Annotated in this window: 10 protein-coding genes; all 10 read left to right on the forward strand. The window is 62.3% G+C overall.

All coding sequences use genetic code 11. The features are described from left to right. The first annotated feature begins 26 nt into the window (after nucleotides 1-26). The 10 genes from ACILSE_RS02790 (at nucleotide 27) to ACILSE_RS02835 (ending at nucleotide 16799) form a co-directional block, all read left to right on the forward strand. Nucleotides 27-977 carry an alpha/beta hydrolase fold domain-containing protein gene (locus ACILSE_RS02790; RefSeq protein WP_395715821.1) on the forward strand — a complete coding sequence of 317 codons (951 nt, stop codon included), beginning with the start codon at nucleotides 27-29 and terminating at the stop codon, nucleotides 975-977. 20 nt (nucleotides 978-997) lie between these two features. Then, on the forward strand, nucleotides 998-1951 hold the full coding sequence (locus ACILSE_RS02795; RefSeq protein ID WP_395715822.1) for a carboxylesterase family protein: 954 nt from the start codon (nucleotides 998-1000) through the stop codon (nucleotides 1949-1951). Nucleotides 1952-1993: 42 nt separating this feature from the next. After that, nucleotides 1994-2593, forward strand: coding sequence for a tRNA (guanine(46)-N(7))-methyltransferase TrmB (locus ACILSE_RS02800; protein WP_395715823.1), 600 nt, complete (start codon nucleotides 1994-1996; stop codon nucleotides 2591-2593). A gap of 9 nt (nucleotides 2594-2602) precedes the next feature. Further along, on the forward strand, nucleotides 2603-3292 hold the full coding sequence (locus ACILSE_RS02805) for a rhamnogalacturonan acetylesterase (protein WP_395715824.1): 690 nt from the start codon (nucleotides 2603-2605) through the stop codon (nucleotides 3290-3292). Nucleotides 3293-3307: 15 nt separating this feature from the next. Next, entirely contained in the window at nucleotides 3308-9562 is a 6255-nt protein-coding gene (locus ACILSE_RS02810; RefSeq protein ID WP_395715825.1) for a hypothetical protein, read from the forward strand. Next, the gene (locus ACILSE_RS02815) at nucleotides 9559-10140 is read left to right on the forward strand and encodes a hypothetical protein (RefSeq protein WP_395715826.1); all 582 of its coding nucleotides are present in this window, start codon (nucleotides 9559-9561) and stop codon (nucleotides 10138-10140) included. Before ACILSE_RS02810 ends, ACILSE_RS02815 begins: the two co-directional genes overlap by 4 nt. A 40-nt stretch (nucleotides 10141-10180) precedes the next feature. Continuing rightward, on the forward strand, nucleotides 10181-11812 hold the full coding sequence (locus ACILSE_RS02820; protein WP_395715827.1) for a CocE/NonD family hydrolase: 1632 nt from the start codon (nucleotides 10181-10183) through the stop codon (nucleotides 11810-11812). Nucleotides 11813-11988: 176 nt separating this feature from the next. Then, nucleotides 11989-13197, forward strand: coding sequence for an exonuclease SbcCD subunit D C-terminal domain-containing protein (locus tag ACILSE_RS02825; RefSeq protein ID WP_395715828.1), 1209 nt, complete (start codon nucleotides 11989-11991; stop codon nucleotides 13195-13197). A 112-nt stretch (nucleotides 13198-13309) separates the two neighbouring features. Further along, nucleotides 13310-13972, forward strand: coding sequence for a hypothetical protein (locus ACILSE_RS02830; protein ID WP_395715829.1), 663 nt, complete (start codon nucleotides 13310-13312; stop codon nucleotides 13970-13972). Between the two features lie 16 nt (nucleotides 13973-13988). Next, nucleotides 13989-16799 (forward strand): AAA family ATPase, encoded by a 2811-nt coding sequence (locus ACILSE_RS02835; protein ID WP_395715830.1) that lies wholly within the window; start codon nucleotides 13989-13991, stop codon nucleotides 16797-16799. Nucleotides 16800-16824: the final 25 nt, after the last annotated feature.

The following is a 16824-nucleotide window of genomic DNA, read 5'->3' on the forward strand; positions in this document are numbered from 1 at the left end:
GCCGCGTTTGAGATGGCCCAACCGATATGAACCGACTCGTCCTTGTCCCGCTTCTCTTCGCCGCATCGTTGCAGGCGCAAAGTGCCGCCCCTGCGACCAAACCCGCCCCAAAGCCTAAACGTGCCCCCACCGTCGCGAACGTTGCCTACGGTACGCATGAGCGGCAGGTGCTCGACTTTTATAAGGCGGAGTCCGCCAATCCGACGCCGCTGCTGTTCTTCATCCACGGCGGCGGCTGGGTGAACGGGGATAAGGCGAATCCCGGCGAGCTCGAAGCGTGCCTCGCCGCGGGGATCTCGGTGGTGTCGATCAACTACCGCTACTCGTATCAGGCGCAGCTCGCGGGCGTCATGCCGCCGGTGAAATGGCCGCTGGACGACGCGGCGCGGGCCTTGCAGTTCGTGCGCAGCAAGGCGGGTGAGTGGAACATCGACAAACAGCGCATTGGTGCCAGCGGCGGCAGCGCAGGCGCATGCAGCAGCCTGTATCTCGCCTTTCACGACGACATGGCCGATCCGAAGAGCAGCGATCCGATCGCCCGCGAGTCCACACGGCTCTGGTGCGCGGCGGTGGTTGGCGCGCAGACCTCACTCGATCCGAAACAGTTGAAGGAATGGACGCCGAACAGTCGCTACGGCGGCCACGCCTTCGGTTTCATGGACCCGAATGACAAAAAGACCCGCGACACCCGCTTCGCCGAGTTTTTGGAGAAGCGCGAGAGCGTGCTGAAGTGGATCAAGATGTATTCGCCTTATGAGCTCGTCAGCAAAGACGACCCGCCGGTGTATTTGAAGTACAGCGACACCCCCGCGCTCGGCCAGCCGCAGAAGGATCCGACGCACACCGTGAACTACGGCGTGAAACTTCAGGAGCATTGCCGGGCCAACGGCACGGAATGCGAGCTCAACTATCCCGGTGCCCCGGACGTGAAGCATGCGGGTGTCGCGGAGTTCTTGATCCAGACCCTGAAGAAATAAGTTTTACTTCCTACACGACCATGAAACTCGCACTCTCCCTGCTCATTCTCACCAGCATCGCTTTTGCCGCCGAGACACCGGTGAAAAAAGCCGAAGCGCCCGCGAAGAAGGCCCCGGCCAAGAAAGTCTATCCAAAGAACCCGGCTCCGACCGTGGCGAACTTCAAGTATGGGCCGCATGAGCGGAACGTGCTCGATTTCTGGCAGGCGAAGTCCGAAAAGCCGACACCGCTGCTGTTTTTTATCCATGGCGGCGGCTGGATGGGCGGGGACAAGGCGGGCGTCGCGGTTGAGCCTTATCTGAAGGAAGGCATCTCGGTCGTTTCGATCAACTACCGCTACGTTTCCCAATCCCAGGACGAAGTGCCGCCGGTAAAAGGGCCGCTGCATGACGCGGCGCGTGCTTTGCAGACCGTGCGCAGCAAGGCGGCGGAGTGGAACATCGACAAGAAGCGCATCGGTGCCAGCGGCGGCTCGGCAGGAGCGTGCAGCAGCCTGTGGCTGGCCTTTCATCCCGACATGGCCGATCCGAAGAGCAGCGACCCGATTGCCCACGAGTCCACACGGCTTTACTGCGCCTCCGTGGCTGGTGCCCAGACGACACTCGATCCACAGCAGATGAAGGAGTGGACCCCGAACAGCCGCTACGGTGCCCACGCGTTCCTTCCGCTCGCCGGCAAAGAACGCCCGACTTTTGATGCCTTCCTGGCCGGGCGTGAGAAGATCCTACCCTGGATCGCGGAGTATTCGCCGTACGCTTTGGTTTCTTCCGACGATCCGCCCGTGCATCTGACCTTCAGCGGCCCACCGAACCTCGGCAAAGATGAGAAAGACCCGACTCACACGGCCAACTTCGGCGTGAAACTGCAGGAGCACTGCAAGGCTCACGGCGTGAGCTGCGAGCTCTACCATCCCGGAGTCGAGGGCGTTGCAAAAAGCGCGTTGGAGTACCTTGTCAAAAAGCTCAAGGAGTAGCAGTGAGTGGGGTTCTGCGACTCATCCGCACGCAGTTCCCGCATGTCCGCGCTCTTCATTCCTCCCGACCACTTCCGCGAACTCCGCCGCGAGGAGATTTTCCCTGACGTCACGCGTCCGCTGGAAATCGACCTCGGCTGCGGGGATGGCACCTTCCTCACCGGAATGTCCGCGCACTATCCGGAGCGTGATTTTCTCGGCGTTGAGCGCATGCTCGGCCGTGTGGAAAAAACCGCGCGGAAGATCGAGGCCGCGCGTCTTCCGAACGCCCGCATCATGCGTCTGGAGAGCGCCTACACCGTCGCGTGGCTGCTGCCGAAGAGCAGCGTTTCGCGCCTGCATTTGCTCTGCCCCGATCCTTGGCCAAAGAAAAAGCATGCCGCACGGCGTCTCGTGAATCAGGGCGAGTTTCTCGATGGTCTGGCGCGCATCCTCGCGCCTGGAGGCGAGTTTTTGCTCAAAACGGATGACCTGCCTTACTTTGAGGACGCGCTGCTGAGCTTTGAGTCGCGCGCGCATCAGTTCACGCGGCTGGAGTGGCCTGAGGACGCGTTTTTTTATCCGGTGACGGATTTCGAGCAAAGCTGGCTGAACATCGGCCGCGTCATCCACCGTGCGAGATGGCGGCTGGTCGCGCGTTAAGCCTCGCCAATGCGCTTTCTTCTCCTCGTGCTCCTCGCATCCGGCCTTCACGCCGACGAAACGAAAATTCGCGTCGCTCTCGTGGGTGACGGCACCGTCACCGACAGGGCGGGTTGGGGGGCTGCTTTCACGAAACTGCTCGGTCCGTATGCTGAGTGCATTAATTTCGCCGACGGCGGCCAGAGCAGCAAAAGCTTCCGCGAGTCAGGCAATTGGAAGAAAGTCATCGATTCCAAACCCACTCATGTCCTCATCCAGTTTGGCCACAACGACATGCCCGGCAAAGGACCGGATCACGAAACCGATCCCGCGACGACTTACCGCCAGAATTTGATCCGCTACATTGCGGAAGCACGTGCCATCGGCGCGAAACCCATCCTCGTCACCTCACTGACCCGCCGGGTTTTCAGCAAGGACAAAATTCGCGGCGAGTTGAAGCCTTGGGCCGATGCCGCCACGAAAGTCGCCGCCGAGCGGGAAGTTCCGCTTGTCGATCTCTTCACCCGCAGTGTCGCCTTGCACAACCAGCTCGGCCCCTTCAGTTCCGCCGCCTTCAATCCACCTTCCAAAAGAGGCGGAACCAAAACCAACGGAACCGATGGCGCCCACCTGAGCGAGCATGGCGCCGCGGTCATCGCGAAGATCATTGCCGAGGAATTGCGCAAGGTGGAACCGGAGTTCTCGAAGCACCTGCAGTGACCACCGGACTGGTTCTTGCCTCTTGGCTCGGGTGAGAAAGGCGTCTATGATCGAGGCGTGAAGTTCATGCCGCGCATCGCAGGCCAGTTGACGGTTTTCAGGCGTCTTGTGGGGACGCTGGCGCTGGCATTGGCGCTGAACGCGCATGCGCAGCAGACGGACAAGGCGTGGTCGGAGCGCGAGACAAGGCTGGCGAACGAGTATCTCTCCCTTCTCGTGCAGCAGCCGGAGTATGGACGGGTACTGGACCTGCTGTGGGCGCTGTATGAGAAGCATGACGCGACGAAGCTGCTGGTCGAAAATGTGTCGCAGCAGGCAAAGTCATCGAAGTTTCCGGCGGTGAGGCTGGTGGAGGCGCATCTCATCCGCCGCAGCGGTGATCTGAAGCGGGCGTCGCTTTTGTATGATGAGCTTCTGAAGCAGGACGGCAACAATCTGACGCTGCTGCAATCACGCGCCGCGGTGGCGCGGGAGCTGTCGGACTCGGCCAAGGCGTTCACGCTGATCAAGAAGGCGGCGGAACTGGTGCCGGCGGACGATCCGCAGGGGCCGCCGATGTGGATCGAGCTCGGCGGCCTGGCGCTCGCTGACGGGAAAAATGCCGAGGCCGCTGACGCATACGAACGAGCTGCGAAGTTGAGGCCGCAGGACATTGATCTGGCGCGCCAGGTGGCGCAGTTGCTTCTCCAGGCTGGTTTTCCCGAACGTGCGGCGGGCTTCTTCGCAAAGCTGGCTGATGAGAAGGATCCCCAGCGCAAACTCGAGGCGCTCTACGATCTGGCGCGAATTTACGAGCACGCGGACCAGTTTCCCAAGGCTGACAAGGCGTTGAAAGATGGTCTGGCGCTGCTGCATTTCCGCGACGGGCGCTATCTCGACTTTTTCCGTCGCCGCGTGCGCCTACATGAGCGTTTCGGCATGCTGGAGGAATTGCAGAAGTCACTCGTGAATGCCGCGAAGGCGGTCCCGCCCTCCGAGCAGGCGCTTTTTGATGCCTCGCGCTTTTTTGAGCTGACGGTCGATCTGGACGAGCGTCTGCGCTGGCTGCGGGAGCTGGTGAAGACGGTGCCGCAGGTGGAGGATTACCGCTGGGAGCTGGTGCGGGCGCTGCTCGACCACGAAGGCGCGGCGGAGGCGGCGGCGCTGCTGGACGAGCGGCTTAAAAACGACGGCAGCGACCTGCCGGCGATCGTGCTGCTGCGCTGTGAGGCCGACTTGCGCAGCGGGGACCAGGACAGCGCTTCGAAACGGCTGCTGCGCCTGCTGGAGTCGCAGGACAACGCGGATGTGGAGAAGCAGGCGCTGGTTTTCGCGCAAGCGCGGTCGCTGGACACGGTGGTGGAGAAAATCCTGCGGGCGCGTGTGGAGCGTGATCCGGAAAAAGCGGAGGCGGTGTTTGATCTGGCCGCGTTTTTCCGGGCACGGCGGGATCTGGCGGCGGAGGACAGGCTGCTGCGCGACTTCACCAACGGCGCGACGACCGAGGAGGAGCGCCAGAAGCGCCTGGGTGACGCGTCGTCATTTCTCGCCGCGAGCAACAACATCGACAGCGCGATCATCCTGGCCCGCGAGTCGGTGTCGAAGCCGGGCGCGGGCCGTGACGCCTGGCTGCGGCTGGCGGAGCTCCTCGCGGAACAGGGTGAGAGCGAGGAGGCGGCTGAGTGGGTTGAAAAGGCCTGGCAGGCGAGCGTGACGGATGAGGAGCGCGTGGACGTGGACGAGCGCATGCTGTCGATCCTGATGGGCGATCAGAAGCTGGATGCGAAACCGCAGGGGCTGGCTTCGGAATTCAAGCTGCCTGATTCGTTCACCGGCGCTGGTTTTGGCAGCGGTGAGGAGGAAGACGGGCCGAAACGCGAAAAGATGCCCGAGCGTGTCGTGCAGTTCGCCCGCAAGCAGGTGGAGGCGGCGCAAAACAAAGATTTGAAATTCCCGCAGTCGCTGGCGGTCGTGTTTCGCGGCTTTTGGTGGGCGTTGCGGGCGCATTTGACCGATGAGGCGTATGAGCTGCTGCACAGGCTGGAGTTTGATCCGGCCACGGGGAAGGATCGTGAGGTTTCGCTGGTGGTGGAGCAGTTGAAGCTGGATCTGGCGCAGGAGGATGAGAATCACGCGATGATGGAGCGCCAGTTGCGGCGGTTGTCGGAGCTGGATGCCGCCGGACGTGTGCGTTACACGCTGCGGCTGGCTGAACTGCTCATGGAGGCGGAACGGCGTTCTGACGCGGAGACGAGCAGCCCCGGCTGGAAGAGCGAAACGGCGCTGGCACCACCGGGCACCCAGGCGGCGCGGCTGCTGGAGCGGGTTTACCGCGAGTTTCCAGACTCAGGCCAGATTCTCTCCGCGCTGACGCAGATTTATTTCCTGCAGCGCCGCGCGGAGGACGCGCTGGCGCTCTGGAAGCAGGCGGTGAAGCGCGCCGACGGCCCGGCGGCGATGCCGCTGCTGGAGGACTACGCGGACATCCTGCTGCGGCAGCACCGCATCCAGGAGCATGTGGAGGTGCAGGCGCAGATCCTGGAGCGTGAAGTGGATGTGAAACGCCGCCGCGAGGTGCTGAAGCGCTGCATGGACCGGCTGACGTTTTCCGATGCGAGCGGCGGCGAACTGGCGCCCACCGTGGCACGCGACCGCCTGAAACTGCTGGAGCGCGCGCTGCTGGAGCGTGTGCAGCGTCATCCCTTCGACGGTTTTTACCATGAGGCGCTGGCGCAGGTCTTTGAGCGCGGCGGGGACCATGTGAAGGCCTTCGCGAGCATGAAGCAGGCGTATTACACCGCGCCGGACACTCCTTTCTCGCTGGATCAACTGCGTGACGCGGCGCTGAAGGTCTCGGATTTGAAATCGGCGATTTATTTCCAGAAGCAGATCGCCGCCTCGTCGCCGCCGAAGGAGGTCGCGGCGGAGACGCGGAAGCTGGTGGAGCTGCTGGAGCAGACATTTCAAATCACGGAGGCGGACCGTGTCCGCCGCCGCCTGGAAAGCCGCTTTTCCCAGGACATGTCGGCCTTGGAGGAACTGGCGCGGTATTATCAAACGACGGGCCAGGACGAGGCGGAGCGGCGTGTTTACGAGCAGATGGCACGGGTGCGCGCGTGGGACGGCCGCACGCGGTTGCGGCTGGCGCTGAAGTGCCTGCGTTTCGCGGACGAGGCGGAGGCGGAGCGTCATTTGCAGGCGGTGCTGGCCGCGCCGGTGAAGGTGCGGAATTATCCGGCCAGCGGCATCCGCGCGCCGCTTCCTCTGACGGACACACGCCGTTCCGGCGCCGGTGTGACGACGGGAGATCTGGCGCAGTTGCTGGACTTCGCGCCAGGGCTGGAACGCAAGGAGATGGACGCGTTGCGCGGTTTTCTCGGCCAGCCGCGGGCGGAATTCGCCGAACTGCCGGATGATGCCGCGCTGGTGCGTCTGCGCGCGATCGAGGAACTGTCGAAACTGCGCCGGACCCACGGCGGTGATGAATTGAACGCCTGGACTAGGCAGTGGCGTGACGATGCGAAGGCGCATCCCGTGGAAAAGCTCTGGGCGCTTTATTACTCCGGTGCTGGAGACGAGTTCCGCACGCTGCTGAAGGTGGTTTTGCCCGAGACAGAGACGCTGGAGGCCCGTTTCTGCCTCGTCTGGCTCATGCTGCGCGGCGGCGGCGTGGCCGAGGCGGCGCGCTGGGCGGGTGAAAAGGGCTGGTCGCCCGAGGTGCTGAAATCCCGCGCGGAACTGCTCCATGCGTGTGTCTCGATGCTGGTGGACGTGCCGGACTTCCGTTTCCGCGCGGAGGATTTGCGCGAACTCGGTGTCTCGCGCGCTCTGCGCAATTCGGCGGTCGTGGAGCTGACCCGCAAGCTGCAGGACAAGCAGCGCTACGACGAGGCGCTGGCGCTCGGCGAATGCCTCCCGCGAAACTCGCCCGAGATGGAGATGGATTACTCGCTCTTCCTCGCGCGCATCGCGGAAAGCGCGGAGCGCTGGGACCTCGCGCGGCGTTATCTCGAAGCCGCGGTGCGCGGACCGGTGACGGCGGAGAACTACCGCACGACTTACGATCCCTTTTTGCTGAGCCTCGTTTCCCTGAGCCGAGTGGCGGCCTCCGCGCAGGAACGGGAGGAGGCGCTGCAGGCCGCGTGGCGCAGGCTGCAAAGCACGCGTTCCTCGGCGATGACATCCATCCGCAAGGCGGCCGTGGCCGGACTCGCGGGCGCGGAGCAAAAAGGCGCGGATTTGCTGGGACGCTTCCTTTCCGGGCCTTTCGTGGCGCAGCGTGACATGATGCAGTCCAAGGGCAGCCTCATTCCGCAGGGTTCTTCCCGCTACGAGGAGCCGCTGCACCTGCGCAGCCTTTGGGAGGAGACACGCGAGATCCAGGCGCTGATGATCCAGCAGGGACTCGGCGGCGTGGTGGATGGCGCGAACGCGGTCATGGCCCAAAAATACGGCGCCACCATGCTCGGACCGCGCTCGGACTCGGAGTTTGGCGAATGGCGTGTGAATGAACTGCTCGGCAAATTGCGCGCGGTGGATTACCCGACACGGAAGCGCCTCATCCGCGAGCATCTGGCCGCCGTGGACCTCCGCACGGAGCACTCGGTGGACACGCTGGGAAATCTCGGCAGCCGGCTCGAGACCGTGGGCATGGCCCGTGAGGCGATCTCTGTTTACAGCATGCTGCCGGACCGCGCTCCTTCGAACCCGGATTACGCCATCTGGATGCTGCGCGTGTGCGAGAACGCGATGGAGATCGAGCCCGGGCTGAGTTTCGCGCTCAAGCTGCTGCTCGCCGAGCCGCCGCTGAAGCCGCCGCAGCCGGGCGATGACACCTTGCGTGAGAAACACGCCCTCTTCCTCGCCCGTGACTTCAATGTGGAGGAACTGCGCCGCCAGGGCTTCCGTGACAAGTTCACCCAAGTGCTCGAACGCCGCCGTCCGCACGAGGTGTCCTACCTGCGTGAACTCGGCCTGCTTCTCGAACGCATGCAGGATGACAAGGGCGCGCTTTCCGCTTGGGAGCGTCTGCATGCCTGCTATGTCGCGAATGATCAGGCTGGCGCGGACATTGATCCCGAGGCGAATTTGCACCGCGGGCAGATCCTGCACCGGCTCGGCCAGATGCAGGCCGCGCAGAAGGTGCTGCGCGAAGTACCGCTCACGGAGCCGCTCGACGGCATCGCTCAGGACGTCCTGAAGTTGCGTTGCCGGATCGCCGTGCAGGCGGGAGACTGGGACGCGGCGCGTGAGTTGATGGCGGTCTGCGTCGAGCGGAAGTCATTGTCCTGTGTGGTGACGCTCGCCGCCGAGCTGCGTGCGAGCGGACGCTACGCGGACGCGCTCAATCTGCTCACCCAGGCGGACCGCACTATCAAGGGGGACCACGAGCGTTTCACGTTGCGGCTGGAACAGCTCAAGGTGCTTGCCACCGACCAAGCCTGGTCGCCGGAGAGCGCCCGGGCGCAGATTTCCGCCTTGTTTCGCGTCACCACCCGGGACCGCGACACGCTCAAGAACATGCACGCATGGCTTTGCGAACAATCCGGCCGCAAACATGCCTCCGGCTGGATGTCTGTGCTGCGCGCCGAGGCGCGCGCCGGCGCGGATCGTCCGCTCGCGGCGCTGGCCCTGAGTGCGTTCGCGGGAGAGCTTCCCGCGGACTCTCGCGGAGATTTCCTGCATGCCTGGCAGAGGACGGAAGAAAAGGACCGCGTGTGCATCGAGCTCGCCGCGGAGGCCCTGTTGGCGCAGAGCCGTCTGACGTGGGCCTGGGACGCGTGCGAGACCGTCGCCGGAATCCCCACTCTGCGCGAGCAGGGGCGGAAACTGCCGTTGTCAGCGCGTGTGGCGCATGCCCTGGGTGATGATGCGGCGGTGCGCGAGCTTTTCAGCGAGACGCTCCGTCTCTCTTTCCCGGGCGGCGCGCAAACCATCGAATGGGCGCGTGCCTTTGAGGATGCCGGCCATCCCGGGCTGGCTCGCGAGCTTTTTGACGCCGCGGTGAAACGTCTCGACGCCACCACCGCCCTCCAGCCGGATCTTTACGCCGCCTATGCCCGGTTCCTCATCCGCCAGCGGGACTTTGAGGCCGCGGAGATGTTCCTCATGCGGATGAACTGGGCCATGCCCGCCGAGTCGGCCAAACTCATCTTTGAACTGCATCAAAACTGGGGCAGACTGGCCGGCATCGAGGCGGAGCTGCCGAAATTCCAACTGCCCGGCGCCGTCCGGAAGGAGGTTCTCTTCCTCGCCCGCCCGTCCGCTGCTCAAAACATCCCGAGACCATGAAACCGACTGTGAGATTTCTTTGGATCACCGCCGCAGGTCTTGTCCTGTGTCATTGCGCTGGCGATGGAAAGGCGAAAAAGGACACGGCGGGCATGTCGCTGGCCCAGCGCTCGATGCTGAAGCCGGATGAAAATCAGCGCAGTCGCTTCGAGAAATACATCACCAATCCCAAGTCCAAGGGCAACGCCGGGACCTGGTATCAGGACAAGATGCATCACTCCAAATCCTTCAACTGCGGAGACTCCTATGCCGGGCAGAAGCAGTTCAAGACGGATCAAAGCTGGTTTGGCAGGTCCAAAAACAAAAGCGCTGACATGACATACGCGCTCGGCGACAGGCAGGCCACGGGCGTGGACGGCACTTTCAAAACAGACAAATCAAAGCTGGGTGGCAGGCAGGCCACTGAGAACGGCTCCACTTTCAGCGGTGCTGACAGCGTCTTCAAAACGAACTCCGCCCTGCCGCGCTCTCAACGCGTCGCGCGTGAGCCGCTCATCATCGAGAATTACAATGACAAGGCCGGCAAGCCCGGCGCCTACACCGAGGCCGAGGTCAAAAAGCTGCTGAACCGCAACTGATCCGCCGATGGATGCGAGTCCATGAGCGCGTATTCGCTGGATGAAATCCGGCCTGCTTGCTCTTCTCGCGCTTGTTTCGACCTCGTTCGCCCAGGAACTTCCGAAACTCGACCTTCCCGGCGTGCGCGAAGAGCACGTCATGATCCCGATGCGCGATGGCATCCGCCTTTCGGCCTATCTCTATCTCCCGGAAGGCGATGGCAAGTGGCCCGTCGTTTTCGAGCAGCGCTACGCCAGCCTCACGAGCGCCGGAACGCGAAAAAACTCCGCCGATCTCGCACGTCGCGGCTACGCAGTGGCGATGGTGAACTTCCGCGGCTCGCAGAAGAGCGAAGGCAGATACGTCGGCTATCGCGCACTCGCATGGGGCGAGCAGAAGGACGGCTACGACACCTGCGAGTGGCTCGCGAAGCAATCGTGGAGCACGGGCAAGGTCGGCACCTTCGGCAGCTCGCAGGGCGGCTTCGCGCAGAACTTCCTCGCGGTCACACAACCGCCGTCATTGAAATGCCAGTACATGGTCGATACGGGATTGAGCCTGTTTCACGAAGGTTACCGCATCGGCGGCGTCACGCGGCCGGGACGTTTCGCCGACTTCGGCGCGAACTGCCGTGTTCCGTCCGACAACGCCGACCTGCTGCGCGAGTGGGACCAGCACCCCGACTATGACGACTACTGGCGTGCCGAGGACTGTACCCTGCATTTCGACAAGATGAACGTTCCCTGCTTCACCATCGGCAGTTGGTATGACTTCATGGTGCAGGGTAGCGTGCAGAGCTTCATTGGCCGCAAAAAGAACGCTCCGCAGCAGCTCCTGCTCGGCCCGTGGCTGCATGGCCGCCTCAACAAAGGCAGCAAGGTCGGCGAACTCGTCTATCCCGACAACGCCACTTGGCCGGAGGTCGATCACATGGTCCGCTGGTTCGATCACTGGCTCAAAGGCATCGACAACGGCATCGAAAAGGAGCCCGCCGTGCGTTACTACGTCATGGGCGCTCTCGGCGAGGCCAATGCGCCCGGCAACCAGTGGCGTGAAGCCAAAGACTGGCCACCGCAGGTCGAAAAAACCAGCTTCTACCTTCACGAAGGTGCTGCTTTGAAAAACGATGTGCCCTTCGTCGCCAGCAGCGGCACCAGCTACGACTGCGACCCGCTCAAGCCGATGGAAATGCCCGGTCGTGCCTTCCTCGGCGCGAAGGACGGCCAGGCCTTCGAAAAACAGAAGGATGTGCGCACCTGGACCACCGAACCGCTGACCAAGCCGCTCGAAATCACCGGCGAGATCAAGGCCGAGCTGTGGGTCAAATCCACCGTCAAGGACACCGACTTCATCCTCCGCGTCTCCGATGTCTATCCCGACGGCCGCAGCATCGTGCTCATGGATTATCCCATGCGCGCCCGCTATCGCGACGGCTTCGACCGTGAGGTCCTCCTCACACCCGGCGAGCCCGCGAAGCTCAAATGGCACGTCGGCTGGACCAGCATCATCCTCAACACCGGCCATTGCCTCCGCGTCACCGTCTCCAGCACCGGCGCACCACTTTACGAGCCCAACAACCAAACCGGCGGTCCCCAGACCATCGATTGGATGAAGGAGACGAAATCCGGCACGCATACGATCCTCCACGAGAAAGACCACGCCTCACGCGTGCTGCTACCAGTCATACCGTAGAGCAGCTGTGGCGCAGCCAGCGCATTCAACTTTGGTGCTCACGCACAGCCAAGTCGTTTAACCGCTAACCAGACGCTGATGAGACGCTGATAAAATCCAAGCTCTCATTGATTAGCGTTTCATCAGCGTCTTATCAGCGGTTAGATAGTTCCGCTTTCAGACGAAAAGATCCCCCCATGCGCATCCTCCACACCGCTGACTGGCACCTCGGCGCCCGCCTCATTGAGCGGGACCGCCTCGCCGAGCATGCGGCCTTCGTGGACTGGCTCATCGACACGCTGCGCAGCGAGAAAATCGACGCCCTGCTCCTCAGCGGCGATGTCTTCGATGCCGCCAATCCGCCGCAGGATGCCGTCGCGCTCTACTTCGACTTCTTGAAGCGCCTCGCCGATCTCAAAACGGTGAAGGCCATCATCACCGGAGGCAATCACGACTCCGCCTCCCACCTCAATGCACCGCGTGACCTGCTGCGTCGCTTCGACGTGCATGTCTTCGGCCATGCTGGTGCGGACAACCTCGTCGATCTCGGCGGCTGCGTCGCCGCCGCCGTGCCCTTCCTGCGTGAGCGTGACCTCCGCCAGGCCACCGCCGGTGAAACCATCGCCACCGTTCACGAACAAGTCCGCACCGCCATCCGCGATCACTACGCCGCGCAGCTCGCCGCCGCCCGCACGCTCTCGCAGGGTCGGCCCGTCATCGCCATGGGCCACCTCACTGTCCTCGGTGCCACCACCAGCGACAGCGAGCGCGACATCCACATCGGCAACCTCGGCTCCATCGGCGCCGATGTGTTTGAAGGCTTCGACTACACCGCCCTCGGCCACCTCCACCGACCGCAACGCGTCGCTGGCCACGAAACCATCCGCTACAGCGGCTCACCCATCGCGCTCAGCTTCTCCGAGGCCGCCGATGCGAAGTCCGTCGTCATCATCGAAACCTCTGACCATTCCTCTGCCCCCATTCCTCTGTCCTTAGACGCATCTGAAAGACAAAGGAATGGAGGCAGAGGAATGAAGATTGAACTCCTCCCGATTCCCGTCACTCGCCAGCTCATCCGCGTAAAGGCCGAGCGTGCCACGCTGGCCGCCGATCTCGAAAACGTGCCCGCCGGAGCCTGGGCCGAGGTCACCGTGAAGCTCGACGCCCCCGAGCCCGATCTCGACCGCCAAGTCCGCGAAGCCGCCGCCAGCCGCTTCGAAGTCCTCAAAGTCCTCGCCGACCTCCCCATCTCCGAAACCGCCCCCTGGCAAGCCAAAGCCCCCACCCTCAACGACCTCCAACCCCGCGACGTCTTCCGCGAACTCCTCACCGAAAAACAAATCGAAGGCGATGAACTCAGCGCCGTGTTTGATGAGCTGCTGGCTTTGAGGGAGGATAAAAATTGAGAAAGCCCGCGCAACATTCAAAGGGTTCTATCAAAAGCAGCAATGCTACATATCTGTATTTCCGCCGGAAGGAACTAATCATCATTAACTAACCCTCAATCCCAATGGCCTTATGACAGACAACATTATTGCAGGCCTCGTGTCGGGCGTGCTTGCCACGTTCATTGTTTTTGTTTTCACGAAATTGTGGACGTGCCAAATCATTCCCTGGTTTGAAAATCGCGTTTACAAAGACGTTAGAATAGAGGGAACATGGTTTAGCCTTTACCCAACCACTGTGGGTGAGCGGCAAGAAACAGTCTCTATAGAGCGCCATGGCCATGAAGTGAAAGGGACAATCATCTGCACCACGGCAGATGCCGATCAAGGTGAGCGTTACAATTTGAGCGGAAGCTTCCGAAATATGATTCTCACATTGGCCTATGAAACTGAAGACCAGCAAAAAACTGACCGAGGCACGATCACACTCAAGTGTGTGAAAAATGGGGAACGGCTGAAGGGGAAGATCGCAATTTATCATGACAGAACGGACTCAATCGATGTGTGCGATATCTTGTGGTTTCGCTCCCGCGAAGACCTTTCGCTTGTCTTGAGCGATGTTCGGAAGAAGGACGAACAGATGAAACAACTTCGTGAGCGGGCAATCGAGGCAGCCAAAGAAATGCGAATAATCGCTGAAAGCCCCTCAGCGTCCGAAGAGAGGGGAAACCAAGCCAACAGCGAAGAGTCGCTGTCGGATAAAGAAGCCAAAAATTCAGAGTCAACCGGCGCATAGATCTCACAGCAGCTCTATGCGCCTCCTCGCCGTCCGTCTGCAAAACCTCAACTCGCTGAGCGGGGAGCATGTGGTGCGATTCGATGAGGCACCGTTGAGCGCGGCGGGGGTGTTTTTGATCACGGGGCCGACGGGTGCGGGGAAATCGACCTTGCTCGATGCGATGACGCTGGCGCTTTACGGCCGCGCGGCGCGTTACGGGAACGAGAAGGCGGATGAGATGATGAGCCGGCACACGATGGAGTGCTTCGCGGAGGTGGACTTCGAGACGGGCGGGCGTCGCCTGCGGGCGACGTGGAGGCTGGGGAAGACGAAGTCGGGCAATTTGAAGCCCGTGCAGCGCACGCTGGCCGATGCGGACACGCTGCAAATCCTCGCCGACAAAGGCCGCGAGGTGGATGCGATGATCGAATCGCTCACCGGGCTGGATGCGCAGCGCTTCCTGCGCTCCGTGCTGCTCGCGCAGGGACAGTTCGCGGCGTTTTTGAAGGCGAAGCCGAATGAGCGAGCGGAGCTGCTCGAAAAGATCACCGGCACCGAGATCTACCGCGACCTCTCGATCCTCGCCCACGAGACGCATCGTGAGAAAGAGAAGCTTGCGGAGCAACTCAAGGCCGCGCTCGGAGCCGTGACCGTGCTCGACGACGAAGCCCGCGCGAAGATCGAAACCGACCTCATCGAGGCCCGCGCCGATGCCACGCGCCTGCAAACCGAGCAAGCCGCCGCCAGCCAGCATTTCCAAGCGCAGCAGGAGCAGTCGCGCATCGTCGCCGAGCTCACCAAGCTCGCCACCATCGCGCAGCAGCTCCAAGCCGCTCAAACCGAAGCCGCCGCGCAGGTTTCCCAAGCCAAAACCGCCAGCGATCACGCGAAGCAGCAGCGCACGCAGCGTGAGCCCATCTGGGAAAAAGCCGCCGGCATGGCCGCGCAAAGCGATCAGCTCGAAAAACAGCTCAGCGACAGTCGCGCGACCTATCAAACGTGGGCGAAGGATCAAAAAGAAGCCGCCGCCCGTCGCGAAGCGGCCGAGAAGAAGCTCGCCGCGCATCTCGATGCCGCGCAGGCACTCGAAGCCTGGCTCAAGCAACACGCCGCCGATGCCGAGCTCGGTGATCAATTGCCAAAACTCCGCGTCGCCGTGCGCGAGTGGCGCATGGCCCACGAAAAGCTCGCCGAAGGCCGCAAACGCCACGCGGAGGCTCAAACGCTCAAAACGCGATTGAACGAGTCCGAAGCCCAAGTCGCCGCTGGCACGAAAAAAGCCGCCGAAGGCCTCGCCAAGGTCCAGACGGATCGTGAGGTCTTGGAACAGCTCGCGAAGAAGCTCGAAGCGCAACGCGAGTTGGAACGCCAGGCGGCACTCGTGGCGGATTTGGATGATCACCGCCAAGATTTGGAGGAAGGAAAGCCCTGCCCGCTTTGCGGAGCCACCGAGCATCCTTTGGTGAAGTCGGCGGTGAATGCCGGAAGCCAGCTCCAAACCGCGCGGAAGCTGCTCGCCGCTCTCGAAAAGCAGCATGAGCAAGCCCAGCGTTCTCTCACGGCCCTCGAACGCGATCTGGTGAAGATCGAGACGGAGGTGAATGCGGAGAAGAAACGGACAGAGGAGGTGCGGAAGGCACTGGCGGAGATCGTCGTGCCGGATGTGCCCGCGTTGGAGGCGGAGGAGCGAAGGGCGGCATCTGGAGTGGCGACGATTCGTCGCCTTTCCAAAGAACCTTTGGGCGACGATTCGTCGCCACTCCAAATCGAACGTGAACTCGACGCGCTCGAGAAACGCGCTGCCGCTTTTGCGAAGAAGCAGCAAGAAGCCACGCAGCAGCGCAGTGATCGCCAGAAGCTCGAAGGCGAAATCCAGCTCGCGAAGGCCGATGAAGTGGCTAAGACGAAGCGATTGGAGGAACTGAAGGCCGAAGGTGTTTCGCTGCGAGCCAAGGCAGATGCGTTGAAGACGCAGTTGAGCGAGTTGCTCGGCGGCCAAACGCTCGCGGAAGATCGTCAGCAGAATGCAGCCCGCGTTTCAGCCGCGGAGAAAACGCAGCGCGAGGCCGAGTCGAAGCTCGCGAAGCTGCAAACCGACCTCGCGGCTACGCGAGCCAAGCTGGAACAGCTCGAAGCACGTCGGAAACCTTTCGCTGAGCAACCGGTGTTGAGCGTGGAAGCTCTCGCCGACCTCGAAACGAAAGCGAAGGCGCTGCATGAGGCTTTTGCGACGCAACGGACCGAGCTGGGCGTCCTGCAAGAGAAGATCAAAAACGATGATGAGGCGCGGAAGCGTCGCGAGGCCGGTGGAGCGGAGTTGCAGGCCGCGGAGGCAGAGGCGCTGAGGTGGGGCCGCTTGAAGGAGCTGATCGGCTCGGCAGATGGTGCGAAGTTTTCCCGTTTCGCGCAGTCGCTGACGCTGCGACAGCTCATCGGGCTGGCGAATGAGCACCTCAAAGTGCTAGCGGAGCGGTATCGCCTCATGGCCGCGCCGGGAGATGAGCTCGATCTGCGCATCGTCGATCTCTACCAAGCCAACGCGGACCGCCCGATGGAGAGCCTCTCCGGCGGCGAGAGCTTCCTCGCGAGTCTCGCACTGGCGCTCGGTTTGAGTGAGCTGGCGAGCCGGCATCATCCGATCGACTCGCTGTTCATTGATGAGGGCTTTGGCACGCTCGATTCGGAGACGCTGGAGATTGCCTTGAGTGCGTTGGAAAACCTGCGCTCACGTGGTAAGACCATCGGGCTCATCTCGCATGTCGATCTGCTTAAGGAGCGGCTGACCACTCAAGTGCGTGTGATTCGCGGGGCAGGGGGGGCTAGCCGGATCGAGGTAGTAGCATAAGTGGGCTGCGATTCCTTGGCTCAAT

The organism is Prosthecobacter sp. (assembly GCF_044236155.1).
Taxonomy (GTDB): domain Bacteria; phylum Verrucomicrobiota; class Verrucomicrobiia; order Verrucomicrobiales; family Verrucomicrobiaceae; genus Prosthecobacter.

What these genes read in the sequence shown, in the direction of transcription:
- ACILSE_RS02805 (WP_395715824.1), top strand. Translation starts at nt 2,603, where the DNA reads ATGCGCTTTCTTCTCCTCGTGCTCCTCGCATCCGGCCTTCACGCCGAC.
- ACILSE_RS02820 (WP_395715827.1), top strand. Translation starts at nt 10,181, where the DNA reads ATGAAATCCGGCCTGCTTGCTCTTCTCGCGCTTGTTTCGACCTCGTTC.
- ACILSE_RS02795 (WP_395715822.1), top strand. Translation starts at nt 998, where the DNA reads ATGAAACTCGCACTCTCCCTGCTCATTCTCACCAGCATCGCTTTTGCC.
- ACILSE_RS02815 (WP_395715826.1), top strand. Translation starts at nt 9,559, where the DNA reads ATGAAACCGACTGTGAGATTTCTTTGGATCACCGCCGCAGGTCTTGTC.
- ACILSE_RS02800 (WP_395715823.1), top strand. Translation starts at nt 1,994, where the DNA reads ATGTCCGCGCTCTTCATTCCTCCCGACCACTTCCGCGAACTCCGCCGC.
- ACILSE_RS02790 (WP_395715821.1), top strand. Translation starts at nt 27, where the DNA reads ATGAACCGACTCGTCCTTGTCCCGCTTCTCTTCGCCGCATCGTTGCAG.
- ACILSE_RS02835 (WP_395715830.1), top strand. Translation starts at nt 13,989, where the DNA reads ATGCGCCTCCTCGCCGTCCGTCTGCAAAACCTCAACTCGCTGAGCGGG.
- ACILSE_RS02830 (WP_395715829.1), top strand. Translation starts at nt 13,310, where the DNA reads ATGACAGACAACATTATTGCAGGCCTCGTGTCGGGCGTGCTTGCCACG.
- ACILSE_RS02825 (WP_395715828.1), top strand. Translation starts at nt 11,989, where the DNA reads ATGCGCATCCTCCACACCGCTGACTGGCACCTCGGCGCCCGCCTCATT.